The sequence below is a fragment of the Vibrio sp. B1FIG11 genome (assembly GCF_905175335.1).
GTDB classification, from domain to species: domain Bacteria; phylum Pseudomonadota; class Gammaproteobacteria; order Enterobacterales; family Vibrionaceae; genus Vibrio; species Vibrio campbellii.
The window spans coordinates 2,125,193-2,137,647 of record NZ_HG992752.1 but is presented as its reverse complement, the minus strand read 5'-3'; the positions used below and the strand labels follow the sequence as shown (position 1 = coordinate 2,137,647).

At 47.6% G+C, this 12,455-nt stretch carries 12 protein-coding genes and 1 pseudogene; 4 read left to right on the top strand and 9 right to left on the bottom strand.

Annotated elements, in window-relative coordinates; translation table 11 throughout:
* Nucleotides 1-76: 76 nt before the first annotated feature.
* From KHO06_RS26185 to KHO06_RS26160, 6 genes are all read right to left on the bottom strand, one after another.
* Complete coding sequence (locus KHO06_RS26185) at nt 77-706, bottom strand: bifunctional 4-hydroxy-2-oxoglutarate aldolase/2-dehydro-3-deoxy-phosphogluconate aldolase (RefSeq protein WP_005429019.1); 630 nt, start codon at nt 704-706, stop codon at nt 77-79.
* A gap of 9 nt (nt 707-715) precedes the next feature.
* Complete coding sequence (locus KHO06_RS26180; RefSeq protein WP_212582917.1) at nt 716-1,693, bottom strand: sugar kinase; 978 nt, start codon at nt 1,691-1,693, stop codon at nt 716-718.
* Nucleotides 1,694-1,696: 3 nt separating this feature from the next.
* Nucleotides 1,697-3,109 (bottom strand): glucuronate isomerase, encoded by a 1,413-nt coding sequence (uxaC, locus tag KHO06_RS26175; protein WP_212582916.1) that lies wholly within the window; start codon nt 3,107-3,109, stop codon nt 1,697-1,699.
* A gap of 12 nt (nt 3,110-3,121) precedes the next feature.
* Nucleotides 3,122-4,585 carry a fructuronate reductase gene (locus KHO06_RS26170; RefSeq protein WP_212582915.1) on the bottom strand — a complete coding sequence of 488 codons (1,464 nt, stop codon included), beginning with the start codon at nt 4,583-4,585 and terminating at the stop codon, nt 3,122-3,124.
* Between the two features lie 81 nt (nt 4,586-4,666).
* Nucleotides 4,667-5,968, bottom strand: a complete 1,302-nt coding sequence (locus KHO06_RS26165; RefSeq protein WP_005429026.1) for a TRAP transporter large permease — start codon at nt 5,966-5,968, stop codon at nt 4,667-4,669.
* Between the two features lie 14 nt (nt 5,969-5,982).
* Nucleotides 5,983-6,495, bottom strand: coding sequence for a TRAP transporter small permease (locus KHO06_RS26160; protein WP_039840682.1), 513 nt, complete (start codon nt 6,493-6,495; stop codon nt 5,983-5,985).
* A gap of 319 nt (nt 6,496-6,814) precedes the next feature.
* Here KHO06_RS26160 and KHO06_RS26155 point away from each other — a divergent pair, with 319 nt between their 5' ends.
* From KHO06_RS26155 to uxuA, 3 genes and pseudogenes are all read left to right on the top strand, one after another.
* A complete protein-coding gene (locus tag KHO06_RS26155; protein WP_212582914.1) occupies nt 6,815-7,798 on the top strand; it encodes a TRAP transporter substrate-binding protein in 984 nt (327 codons plus the stop codon).
* A 107-nt stretch (nt 7,799-7,905) separates the two neighbouring features.
* A complete protein-coding gene (locus tag KHO06_RS26150) occupies nt 7,906-8,697 on the top strand; it encodes an FCD domain-containing protein (protein WP_045416312.1) in 792 nt (263 codons plus the stop codon).
* A 129-nt stretch (nt 8,698-8,826) separates the two neighbouring features.
* Nucleotides 8,827-10,013: pseudogene (gene uxuA / locus KHO06_RS26145) on the top strand (mannonate dehydratase).
* A gap of 109 nt (nt 10,014-10,122) precedes the next feature.
* On the opposite strand, the gene KHO06_RS26140 reads toward uxuA, so the two are convergent.
* Nucleotides 10,123-10,338, bottom strand: coding sequence for a helix-turn-helix transcriptional regulator (locus KHO06_RS26140; RefSeq protein ID WP_005429033.1), 216 nt, complete (start codon nt 10,336-10,338; stop codon nt 10,123-10,125).
* Nucleotides 10,339-10,349: 11 nt separating this feature from the next.
* Nucleotides 10,350-10,877 (bottom strand): DUF2975 domain-containing protein, encoded by a 528-nt coding sequence (locus tag KHO06_RS26135; protein WP_005449975.1) that lies wholly within the window; start codon nt 10,875-10,877, stop codon nt 10,350-10,352.
* A gap of 163 nt (nt 10,878-11,040) precedes the next feature.
* Here KHO06_RS26135 and KHO06_RS26130 point away from each other — a divergent pair, with 163 nt between their 5' ends.
* Complete coding sequence (locus KHO06_RS26130) at nt 11,041-11,385, top strand: hypothetical protein (protein WP_212582913.1); 345 nt, start codon at nt 11,041-11,043, stop codon at nt 11,383-11,385.
* A gap of 115 nt (nt 11,386-11,500) precedes the next feature.
* On the opposite strand, the gene KHO06_RS26125 is transcribed toward KHO06_RS26130, so the two are convergent.
* The gene (locus tag KHO06_RS26125) at nt 11,501-12,385 is read right to left on the bottom strand and encodes a LysR family transcriptional regulator (RefSeq protein WP_212582912.1); all 885 of its coding nucleotides are present in this window, start codon (nt 12,383-12,385) and stop codon (nt 11,501-11,503) included.
* Nucleotides 12,386-12,455 lie beyond the last annotated feature (70 nt).

Here is a 12,455-nt window from a genome sequence, read left to right as displayed (position 1 = left end):
CCACAAAGGGAGGGCTGGGCACTTTATCTAAATTGCTAAGGGGTCACCCAAAAGTCTTGAGGTTACTTACCAATTATTACTCATTCACAAGTGCTACTGCTTCGCGAGTTAGGCGTGCAAGTTCTTCCCAGTTGCCCGCTTCGATCAGTTTCTTGTCTACCATCCACGTACCACCACATGCCAATACGCGCGGGATAGCTAAGTAATCTTTGATGTTCGCAGGGTTAATGCCACCAGTAGGCATCAGTTCGATGTCGGTGTATGGTGCAAGCAGTGATTTCACCATGTTGATGCCGCCAGACGCTTCGGCAGGGAAGAACTTCAAGGTGGTTAACCCCATTTCCAGTGCAGCTTCAACTGTGCTTGGGTTGTTCACACCCGGTACGATATCAATCCCGATTTCTTGGCACGCCTTAACGGTATTTGGGTTAAAGCCAGGCGATACGATAAAGGTTGCGCCTGCTTCTTTTGCAGCAATTGCTTGCTCGCGGTTCAGTACCGTACCTGCGCCAATCAGCATGTCTGGCTGGGTTTCACGCAATAGGCGAATCGCTTCTGCAGCCGCTGCTGAACGGAAAGTGATTTCAGCTGCTGGTAGTCCGTTTTCTGCCAGTACTTTACCCAATGGGATAATGTCTTCTGCTTTATCAATGGCGATAACAGGGATGACTTTCAGAGCTTTCAATTGTTCTTTAATGCTAGACATGAGTGTTCCTTAAACGACGCCAAGCGCCGGTTGTGTGAATGCTTTGGGAATGATGGCACCGCGATGTTGAATCACAGCACCTGCCAGCGCGTTGCCTCTTTGACATGAGGTCGCGAGATCGGCGCCAGCAAGGTAAGCCGATAAAAAGCCACCATTGAATGAGTCGCCCGCCGATGTGGTGTCCACCACTTGAGCGATAGGTTGGGTTGGCACGGCTTGTGGAGCCAGAGCCGCGCTCGAACCCTGATTTGTTGAGTCTTGAACCAAGCAGCCATCTGCGCCGAGCTTGACGATGCATTTGCCCACGCCAAGAGAGGTGAGGCGTTCAATGGTTTGCTCTGGTGCTTCGTCACCCCAGATCAATTGCTCATCATCAAAAGTCACTAAGGCAACGTCCGTCAGTTGATACATGGCTTGGTAAACGTTTTTGACGGTTTGATTATCGTCTTGAGGCCATAGTGCTGGCCGGAAGTTACTATCAAACGCGACTTCAACGCCTTGAGCTTTTAGTTCGACCAATAAGTTGAGCAGTGAAATTCGATCTTCTTCTGGCAAGATGGCCAAAGAGATACCGCTGAGAAACACAGTATCCACTTGAGTTAATGCTTGCTTAACCAGTCCAAAGTTTGGATGTTGAAGTAAGTAACGCGCAGCTGATTGGTTACGCCAATATAGGAACGTACGCTCGCCTTGGTCATCAAGCTGAATCAAGTACAAACCCGGCGTGCGAGTCTCATCGCGCAGCACTAAGTCTGTTGATACGCCTTCGTCTTCCCAGCGAGTCAACATGCCCGTACTGATTGGGTCATTGCCAAGTGCGGTAACGTAAGAAACCTTGACTTCATCAGGTTTGTTATTGGCTTCGCAGCCGCGGCTCAAATAAACCGCTGCGTTGAGCGTATCTCCACCAAATGTTTGATGCATTGAGCCGAACGGTTTGCCATTCAGCTCAATCATACATTCACCAATAATGGCGATGTGCTTCATTGGTTACGCCCTCTCTTCAAAGTAGCGTTTTGCGTTACCAAAACAGATGTCTTCGACCATAGGGCCAAGCAACGATAGGTCATTAGGAACTTCGCCGTTCTCTGCCCAACGACCGACCATGTCACACAAGATGCGGCGGAAGTATTCGTGGCGAGTGTAAGACAAGAAGCTGCGCGAGTCCGTTAACATGCCGACGAATTGGCTGAGCAAACCAAGCTGAGAAAGCTGTTCCATTTGGCGTTGCATGCCGTCTTTCTGGTCGTTGAACCACCAACCTGAACCAAACTGCACTTTGCCCGCGATGCCGCCACCTTGGAAGTTACCAATCATAGTCGCCATCATTTCGTTATCACGAGGGTTCAAACAGTAAAGAATGGTGCGAGGGAGCTCGTTGGTTTGGTCCATTTCATCCAGTAGATGTGCTAGTTCAAAAGCAAATGGGCGATCGCCAATCGAGTCAAAGCCAGCGTCGGCACCTAACAGTTGGAACATGCGTGTGCTGTTGTTGCGCTGCGCGCCAATATGTAGCTGCATTACCCAACCCAATTGCGCGTAGCGTTTGCCGAGCCAAACTTGAACCGCGGTAGAGAACTGCGCACATTCAAGCTCGGACAACACTTCGTCATTCAAACGACGGGCCAGCAACGCATCTAAATCAGCCTCGCTTGGGATCGGCGCGTAACGGACGATCTCAATGCCGTGGTCTGCCGCACGACAGCCATGTGCATCGAAGTGTGCCAAACGTTTATCAAGCGCACTTAATAAATCATCAAAGCGGCGGATCTCAATGTCTGCTACTTCGCCCAGTTTGTGCATGTAATCCGCAAACACGTCCAATTCAATCTTAAACGCTTTATCCGGACGCCAGCTCGGCAGCACTTTGACGTTCAAGGTGTCGTCTTCTGCGATAGCTTTATGGTGTTCCAGTGAATCAATAGGGTCATCGGTTGTGCCCGCCATTACGACGTTCATTTGCTGCATGATGCCACGAGCCGTAAATTCAGGTGTCGCAAGTAGCTCATTGCATTGATGCCAAATTTGGTCAGCGGTGTCTGGGCTAAACAGCGTATTGGTAATGCCGAATGGGCGACGCAGTTCTAAGTGCGTCCAGTGGTAAAGTGGGTTGCCCAAGGTTTGAGGAACGGTCTTCGCCCACGCCATGTATTTGTCGTAATCGCTCGCATCACCCGTAATCAAACGCTCTTCAATGCCTGCCGAGCGCATGCCACGCCATTTGTAGTGATCGCCTTCAAGCCAGATTTGACCCAAGTTATCGAACTGACGATTTTGCGCCACTTCTGCTGGATTTAGGTGGCAGTGGTAATCATAAATTGGCTGGTGGAACGCATGCTCATGGTACAAGCGACGTGCAGTTTCGTTTGAGAGTAAAAAGTTTTCACACAAGAAATTCTTCATCGTTAACTCCTATTACAACGCAGCGACAGTGGCACGAGCACCGTTATCGATTAGCGATTGGTAAGCACTGCTCACCGCATCAATCACTTGTGGGTTTTGACCAAGCTCTGCAGGGAAGATGGCTTCAACAGCGAGCAACGCAGGCACAACGGAAACGTTCAAGCCGTGTTGGTCGCAAATCTGACGTAATGTCTCTGCCATTGGATCGCGAACATCAATGTCGTTGCCTTGCTCGTCCGCGCCAGATACGTAGCGCATCCAACCTGCAATCGCTGTTGCCAACCATGAGAAGTTAGAACCTTGAGCAAGATGGAATCGTAAGCTGCCACCCATGCGTTGTGGGATCTTCTGGCTGCCATCCATCGCGATTTGCCATGTTTTGTGTTTCAAGCTTGGGTTAGTGAAGCGCTCGATAAGCAGCTTGGCGTAGCCTTCTAAATCGGTGCCTTCTGGCATGGTCAGAGAAGGGGCTTGTGCTTGCATCATCATGTCGAATGCCGCTTTGCGGTAGCCTTCATCTGTCATGGTGTCAGAGATGTGCGCGTAACCGCCAAGGTAGCCTAAGTAGGCTAGGAACGAGTGGCTACCATTTAGCATGCGCAGCTTCATTTCTTCGTAAGGCACAACGTCGGCAACAAATTCTGCGCCAGCCACGTTCCAATCTGGACGACCAGCCACAAAGTTATCCTCGATAACCCATTGGCGGAATGGTTCACAAGCGATGCCACATGGGTCTTCACAACCAAGCAGTTCAGCGATTTCGGTCAGCGTCTCTTCGGTTGCTGCTGGCACAATGCGGTCAACCATGGTGCAAGGGAAGGTAACGTTGGTTTCAATCCAGTCGCGCAATTCTGGGTCGAGCAGTTGAGCAAACTCAAGTACCGCAGCTTTTGCTACGTGACCGTTCTCTTGCACGTTATCGCAAGACATCACGGTAAATGGCGTCAGACCGCGTTCACGGCGCATCTTCAGTGCTTGCACGATGTAACCCAGTGCCGATTTTGGCTCCGTTGGGTTGGCAAGGTCAGCAATGACTAGCGGGTTGTTTTTATCAAGTGTGCCTGTCGCTGGGTCGGCGCAGTAGCCTTTCTCGGTAATCGTCATTGAAACGATCGCCACTTGTGGCCCTGCCATTTTTTCTAGCACCGCTTGAATGCTGTCGAGGCTTGGGTGGAGTGATTCAGTCACTGAGCCAATCACTTTTACCTCAGTCGATTCTGCGCCTTTCTCTGCCACAGTGTAGAGGTGATCTTGCGCGCGCAGCGATTGAATTAAGTCTTCACCACCAAATAGGTTGATTTCGCAAATGCCCCAGTCAGAGCCCGTTTTGCTCAACATTTCATTGGTGAATAGAGCTTGGTGTGCGCGGTGGAAAGCACCGAAACCAAGGTGAACAATACGGCTTTTAAGTGTTGAGCGGTCGTAGTCCGGAAGCAGAACGTGGTCATTCAGAGTGGAATTGGAAATAGTCTTCATTGTGGTATCCCTTCTCCCGCAGGCGAACCTGCGGGATGGTGTATTTTAATAATTCGTAATCTAAAACTTATAACCAAGCGCTTAGTAGCCAAGAACAAGGTTAGGCAAGAACAGGCTTAGCTGAGGAATAAAGGTCACGGCCATTAGTGCTGCAATCAGTGCAACGTAGAATGGAAGTAGAGGCTTAATCACTTTGTCGATGGCAACGTTTGCCACAGAACAACCGATGAACAACGCGCTACCTACTGGTGGGGTACAGATACCGATAGCCAAGTTGAAGGTCATCATGATGCCGAAGTGTACAGGGTCAATACCCATATCCAGTGCGATTGGCAGGAAGATAGGCGTAAAGATCAGTACCGCTGGTGTCATATCCATGAAGATGCCGACAATCAACAGAATGATGTTGATGATCAGTAGAATCATCAGTGGGTTATCAGAAATTGCTAGTAGAGCATCTGCGATCATGTAAGGAATATCAGCGTTCGCCATCGCCCAAGACATGCCCATTGATGCGCCAACCAGTAGCAATACGATAGAGGTTGTCACCGCAGATTCTAGGATGATCTTTGGAATGTCACGCCATTTCACTTCGCGGTAAATAAGCACTGCCAGCACAAAGGTATACATAACGGCGATAGCAGACGCTTCTGTTGCTGTGAAGATACCGCCAATGATGCCGCCCATGATGATCACAATCAGTGCCAGAGATGGTGCCGCTTTCAAGAAGGTATTCCAAACCATTGCCAGAGAAGGGCGCTCAGCCACAGGGTAGCCACGACGTTTTGCAATGATACCTGCTACCACCATGATGCTTAGACCCATCAAGATGCCAGGAATGTAACCCGCTAGGAACAATGCCGCGATAGACGTACCACCAGACACCAATGAGAACACGATCAGTGTGTTACTTGGTGGAATCAGCAAACCAGATGGGCAAGAAGTGATGTTCACTGCTGCAGAGAAGTTTTCATCGTAGCCATCTTTCTTTTGCAGAGGAGACATGGTGCCGCCAACCGCTGCTGCAGACGCTACCGCAGAGCCAGAAATCGAACCAAACATCATGTTTGCCATTACGTTCACGTGTGCGAGTGAACCAGGAAGGCGGCCACCGAGCACTTTTGCAAAGTTGATAAGACGCAGTGCGATACCACCTTGGTTCATGATGTTACCCGCCAAGATAAAGAACGGGATTGCTAGTAGAGCAAAGTTATCAAGGCCTGCCGCCATACGCTGCGCCACAACGGCGATCGCAGGTTCTAGCGGTAAGCTCATTAAAATAGTGGCTAGCGATGACAAACCGATAGCGAAAGAAACCGGTACGCCAATCGTCAATAAGACCGCGAAGCTACCGAACAGGGTGAGAATTAATTGCCATTCCATTGTGGAACCCTCTATTAATCAAGCTGGGTGTCGGTGAGTAGGGCTTCACCAGACGTCAATTGTTTTACACGGTCGAAAGCAAATACCGCAGAGTAGAAGATCATCAGTGCGCCACTGATTGGTAGGCAGAAGTAGATGTAGCCCATTTCCAAGCCGAGCGCTGGTGTTAACTGGCCAGTTGCCAGTGTTTTCAGTGCGAGTTGTGTACCGCCATGAACCAACACCACGTAAGAGAACAGTGCAATGGCAACTTGGATGACGATTTCATTGATGAGTTTGCGCTTGCCTTGCAGTTTCATTGTTAATAAATCGATAGCAAGGTGACGTTTAAGACCTGTGGTGTAAGCGGCACCGATAAGGGCTACCCACATAAAGAGATACCGAGCAAGCTCATCGGTTACGGTACTTGGTCTACCAATGACGTAACGAGATAGCACTTGCCAGACCACGCAAAAAACGAGGAAGGTCGAGAGAGAGACGGTAAAGGCGGCCAACCCTCTGTTTATGTATTTGACCAATTTGTTCATTTTAGTTTCCTTTCAGTAAATACGCGTATCTCATAACAATTGGTTTACCAATGTAAGAATGTGTTTCTGTGTAGGGCAGTAACATACGCTAATCTTTCTGAGTGGATTATAAGTTAGCCACTTTGGTTGTCCGTGAGCGGGTTCACAAATGGATTGGTTGACCAATTTAACGATTGCTATTGTGATTTTGGTCAATCAATTTGTATTTTTGTTTTGACGGTGGGTTTTTTGATCGCCAATAATGGCCTCGAAACAGAAATACCGTGAAAAATTAAAACTACCCTACATATTGGACAACCAATCCAAGGAGAATAGAACAATGATGACGCGTAAGACTCTTTTAAGCGCTGTAGTCGGTGCTGCAATGACCTTTGGCGCCACCGCTTCTGCTTATGCTGCGACCACTTTGAAGCTGAGTCACAACCACCCTCGTGACCATGCTGTACATAAAGCAATGGACTTTATGGCAAAAGAAGTTCGTGAAATGACAGATGGTGAAGTTCGTATCCGCATTTACCCAGATGCGCAGCTAGGCACACAGCGTGAATCCATGGAGCTAATGCAAAACGGCGCTCTAGATATGGTGAAGAGCAACGCGGCAGAATTGGAAGCTTTCTCCCCAGCTTACGCAGCATTCAACATGCCTTACTTGTTCCGCGATAAAGACCACTACTACAAAGTGACAGACGGTGAAGTGGGGCGTGAAATCCTGAATTCTTCTGCGGATAGCGGCTTTATTGGTGTGACTTACTACGACGCGGGCGCTCGTAGCTTCTATACCAACAAGCCAATCAATACGCCGGAAGATCTAAAAGGCCTGAAAGTGCGCGTACAGCCGAGCCCATCTGCGATTGCGATGGTAAAAGCGTTAGGCGGTAACCCAACACCATTGGCATACGGTGAGCTCTACACGGCCTTGCAGCAAGGCGTGGTGGATGCTGCTGAAAACAACATCCCATCGTTTAGCTTGAGCCGTCACAGTGAGGTATCGAAATACTTCAGCCTAGACGAGCACACCATGGTGCCAGACATCTTGGTTATCTCTACTAAGACGTATGACAAGCTAACGCCAGAGCAGCAACAAGCGCTGATGAAAGCAGCAGCAGACTCTTCGGAATACATGAAGAAGCTATGGGCTGAGTCTGAAGCGAAAGAGCGCGCGAAAGCAGAGAAGATGGGCGTGACATTTGTGGAGCCAAATAAAGCAGCATTTGCTGAAGCGGTTCAACCAATGTATGCGGACCTAGAAAAGACAAATCCTGAATTAAATGAACTGGTTGAGAAGATCAAAGCAGTTAAGTAATTCACAAAGTAATTAGTAATAAACAATCGAAAACAAGGTGTTACCACATTCTGGTACATAGAGGTTGACCAATTGTTATTGGTCGTTATGATGGCGTGAGAAGTTAGATGCAATATAGTGATAATATCATCATGATGCCTTTTGAACCGAAAAGACCGTATCAAGAGATCGGTTTAGTCCTTAGACAAGAACTCATCAACGGCCACTACAAGGTCGGAGATAGGTTGCCGCCTGAGCGCGATATCGCAGAACGTCTCGACGTTAGCCGCACAGTAGTGCGTGAAGCGATCATCATGCTGGAGCTGGAAAACCTTGTCGAAGTGAAGAAAGGTTCTGGGGTGTATGTCATCAATATTCCATCTCAACCAAACTCCCGTGAGAACGTGATCAGCGATGACGCAGGTCCGTTTGAAATGCTCCAAGCTCGCCAGTTGCTTGAAAGTAACATTGCGGAATTTGCAGCGATGCAAGTAACGCCTGGCGACATCGTGAAAATGCGTGCAGCCCTAGAGTTAGAACGAGATGAACTCGCTAGTGGCACCACGGATTGCAACGGTGATGAAAAGTTTCACATGTGCATTGCAGAGGCCACTCAAAACTCTGTGCTGGTGGACATGCTGAAGCAATCTTGGGAGCGACGCGAGAGCAGCCCAATGTGGAAGAAACTTCATTCCCGCATTGCTGGTCAAGACTACCGTGAAGAGTGGTTAGACGATCACGCCAAAATCCTCGCCGCATTGCAGCGTAAAGATCCAATTGCTGCAAAAAATGCCATGTGGCAACACCTTGAAAACGTTAAACAGCGCCTGTTGGAGCTGTCTGACATCGATGACCCGAATTTTGATGGTTACTTATTCAGTTCCAACCCTGTTGTTCTGCAGGGTGCTGAAAACGGTTAACCACATTGCCGGCCTCGGTCGGCTCTAGTCAGCGCAGCTGCATTGTCGTGGCTGCATATTAAGAAGTCGTTGTGCACTTAGCTTGAATTATTCGAGCGGGCTGAGTGCGTCTTAAAAAAGGTGAGTGTCATGGAACAAACTTGGCGTTGGTACGGTCCGAATGACCCAGTGTCGCTAGACGATATTCGTCAAGCAGGCGCAACAGGCATCGTGAATGCCTTGCACCACATTCCAAATGGTGAAGTGTGGTCGAAAGAAGAGATTTTAAAACGTAAAGCCATCATCGAAGAGAAAGGCTTAACGTGGTCAGTGGTTGAAAGTGTTCCTGTTCACGAAGAAATCAAAACTCAGACGGGCAACTTCCAACAGTGGATCGACAACTACAAACAAACGTTGCGTAATCTTGCAGAGTGCGGCGTAGATACGGTCTGCTACAACTTTATGCCAGTACTAGACTGGACACGTACTGACCTAGAATTTGAAATGCCGGATGGCTCTAAAGCGCTACGCTTTGACCAAATCGCATTTGCGGCATTTGAGCTGCACATTCTTAAACGCCGGGCGCAGAGGCGGATTACACCGAAGCTGAGCAAGCTCAAGCGCTTGAGTACTTCAACAACATGACGGCGGAGCAAATTCAACAACTGACAAGCAACATCATTGCTGGTCTGCCAGGTGCAGAAGAAGGTTACACGTTAGAAGAGTTCCAAGCACAATTGGACCGCTACGCTGGTATCAGCAAAGACAAACTACGTGAGCACATGGCGTACTTCTTGGCGGAGTTAATGCCAGTGTGTGAAGCGCATGGTTTGAAGCTAGCCGTACACCCAGACGATCCACCGCGCCCAATTCTTGGTTTGCCGCGCATCGTTTCAACCATCGAAGACATCGACTGGTTAACCGAAAAAGTACCGAGCAAGATGAACGGTTTAACCATGTGTACCGGTTCTTACGGTGTGCGTGGTGACAACGACCTAGTTAAGATGATCAAAAAGCATGGCGATCGTGTTTACTTCACTCACTTGCGTTCAACCAAGCGTGAAGAAAGCAACCCGATGACATTCCACGAAGCGGCTCACCTAGATGGTGATGTGGATATGTACAACGTGGTGATGGCGATTCTGGATGAAGAACAACGCCGCGCAGAAGTGGGCGATCACCGTTTGATCCCAATGCGTCCTGACCATGGTCACCAAATGCTGGATGATTTGAAGAAGAAGACCAACCCAGGCTACTCAGCCATCGGTCGCTTGAAAGGCCTGGCTGAAGTGCGCGGTCTGGAAATGGCACTAAAACGCGCTTTCTACACTAAGTAATTGAATTTAGTAAGCACACCAGAGAGTGCCATCAAACCATATTAATAAAAGCAAAAAACCGAAGCGTAATGCTTCGGTTTTTATTTAAGCTGATTAGGGATTAAGGGTGTTAATCGTCGTCATCCGGCACAAACTCTAAAATATCACCTGGTTGGCAATTTAAATGCGTACATATGGCTTCCAAAGTGGCTAACTTAACCGCCTTAGCACGACCATTTTTGAGTACCGATAAGTTTTGTTCAGTAATACCAATGAGCTTCGCTAGTTCATTAGAGCGCATCTTCCGTTTTGCCAGCATTACATCCAAGTTGATTACAATCGCCATATACCATTCACTTAAATTGTCAGCTCACTTTCTTCTTGTAGCTCGACTGCTCTATCCATCACTACAGCGATGACTCGGACAATAAAACCGATGACCATCATAGTAATGTCGCTATCGTCTACTTCCGCTGACACATTCCAATTCCCGTCATTGTACGACAAAGCCAAGCTAAGAAGCACGTCCATCGTGACTTCAATAAACGGTGTTGCGATCAGTAAGTAGCTGAGTTTCTTGAAACACTCCGTATTTTGGCGTTCAAAAATCTGCCCTTTCTCATACAAACGGAAAAGGACGATGAGCTGCCACAGTAAGGCCACTGTCAGTAGTGTTGAGATCATGCTTGGGAAGTAGCCAATTATAGAACGCGTAACGGAAAGAGGGAGCGCCACTTCAATAGGAAAGGTGGCGTGAAACCACTCCGCATCAAACATAGTTGCCCCAAACCAAAAGACGGTATTGAGCACAACCGTGAAGATCATAGAAAACCAAAATAGGATAAGTAGCTTACGACTAAAGTTGCTTATGGAATGTTGAGACATGACAAACCTCATATCAGATTTAATTTTCGCTCATCCTAATCAGTTAAAAATAATATCGCAATAAAAACTTATCGTTTTACGATAAGTTTTTATTGCTTTTCTTAATGCGAGTATTTAATGTTGCCAAGTGGATTTATAAAATTGATGAATAAAGGTACGGGGAATGAATAAGGCGATTTTTTTTACAACGACGTTGCTAACGGTATCTGCTCCTAGCTTAGCTGAGGGTATTTTTTTGGATGATTTGGCCAAAGACTACAACCTCGAAGAGAGCAATTCATGGGAGAGTTCTCCATACGCGCTGGATACAACGCCAAAACATGACGCGTTTACCGATGATAAATGTACGCGAGGGACAGAAGAGCAATTCACATCTCTTGCCGATGCGAACAAAAAGAAAAACGTCGAGTGCTACATCACGCATTTTCCAAACAGCAACATTAAAACTCGCATGCAGTCGAACGACGATGGCGATGTTAGTGTTGGCTTCTCATGGGACTTTGATTAAATGCTCTGTTCACTGTGATTAGTAAAGTCATACTGATGTCCTCATCAAAACGAACAGTTAAACGTTCAATTTACAATGTAAAAGCGCACAGTTTTGGCTCTGCGCTTTTTTGTTTCTACTCGCCGTTGGGAAGCTTTTCTTTGAGATAATCAATCAAGCAGCGAACCTTAAGAGGTGTATAACGGCTTTGTAAGTACACCGCATTGAATGGTAAATTTTGCCCTGTGTAGTCGCTCATCAATTGCGTCAGTCGCCCTTCTTTTAAGTGATGTTCAACCATCCAAATCGGAAGAATGACAATCCCCATTCCAGTTAATGCGACCTCTAGTAATACATCCCCATTGTCGCTTTGAAAATTACCATTTACCGCGACGGCATGTTTTTGATTTTGCTTGGTAAAGCTCCATACGTTAATGTCTTTCATCCGTGAATAAACCAAACAATTGTGTTGTTTTAAGTCTTCAGGAGTTTTGGGTTCACCGTGCTGTTGTAGATAACTCGGCGCCGCTAAAACCAGCATTGGGTTATCAAACAAATGGCGAGCAATCAGCGTCGAGTCTTCCAGTTGTTTAGCTCGAATTGCGACATCTATCCCATCACTGATCAAGTCGGTGTGCTGGTCACTGAGCTGTAAATCCACTTTGATATCAGGATAACGTTGGAAAAACTCTGCCATGATAGGGGCAAGCAGAATGCGACCAAACGCTACTGGTGCTGAGATGCGAATCGTTCCCTGTGGAGAAGCCACCTCCGATCTTGCCTCAGCTTCATCCAGTTCACCTAAAATATCAACGCAAGTTTGATAATACTTCGAGCCCGCAGGCGTTAAAGCATGATTGCGACTGCTTCGAGCGAGGAGTTTGACGCCGATTTTCTTTTCTAACGCGGCCACTTTTTTACTGATCGTCGTTTGTGAGGTATTCATCTCACGACCTGTGGCAGAAAAGCTGCCCGTTTGTACCACTCGAACAAAGGCGCGCATTGCACTTAGTTGGTCCATTAGCGTTCTCAATTATTCCAAAAAAGCATAGATGCTAGTCATTGTAGCTCAGTTTTAGTCGATATTGGTT

Coding starts and splice junctions, on each gene's coding strand:
- KHO06_RS26185 (WP_005429019.1), bottom strand. CDS start 706: ATGTCTAGCATTAAAGAACAATTGAAAGCTCTGAAAGTCATCCCTGTT.
- KHO06_RS26180 (WP_212582917.1), bottom strand. CDS start 1,693: ATGAAGCACATCGCCATTATTGGTGAATGTATGATTGAGCTGAATGGC.
- uxaC (WP_212582916.1), bottom strand. CDS start 3,109: ATGAAGAATTTCTTGTGTGAAAACTTTTTACTCTCAAACGAAACTGCA.
- KHO06_RS26170 (WP_212582915.1), bottom strand. CDS start 4,585: ATGAAGACTATTTCCAATTCCACTCTGAATGACCACGTTCTGCTTCCG.
- KHO06_RS26165 (WP_005429026.1), bottom strand. CDS start 5,968: ATGGAATGGCAATTAATTCTCACCCTGTTCGGTAGCTTCGCGGTCTTA.
- KHO06_RS26160 (WP_039840682.1), bottom strand. CDS start 6,495: ATGAACAAATTGGTCAAATACATAAACAGAGGGTTGGCCGCCTTTACC.
- KHO06_RS26155 (WP_212582914.1), top strand. CDS start 6,815: ATGATGACGCGTAAGACTCTTTTAAGCGCTGTAGTCGGTGCTGCAATG.
- KHO06_RS26150 (WP_045416312.1), top strand. CDS start 7,906: ATGCAATATAGTGATAATATCATCATGATGCCTTTTGAACCGAAAAGA.
- KHO06_RS26140 (WP_005429033.1), bottom strand. CDS start 10,338: ATGGCGATTGTAATCAACTTGGATGTAATGCTGGCAAAACGGAAGATG.
- KHO06_RS26135 (WP_005449975.1), bottom strand. CDS start 10,877: ATGTCTCAACATTCCATAAGCAACTTTAGTCGTAAGCTACTTATCCTA.
- KHO06_RS26130 (WP_212582913.1), top strand. CDS start 11,041: ATGAATAAGGCGATTTTTTTTACAACGACGTTGCTAACGGTATCTGCT.
- KHO06_RS26125 (WP_212582912.1), bottom strand. CDS start 12,385: ATGGACCAACTAAGTGCAATGCGCGCCTTTGTTCGAGTGGTACAAACG.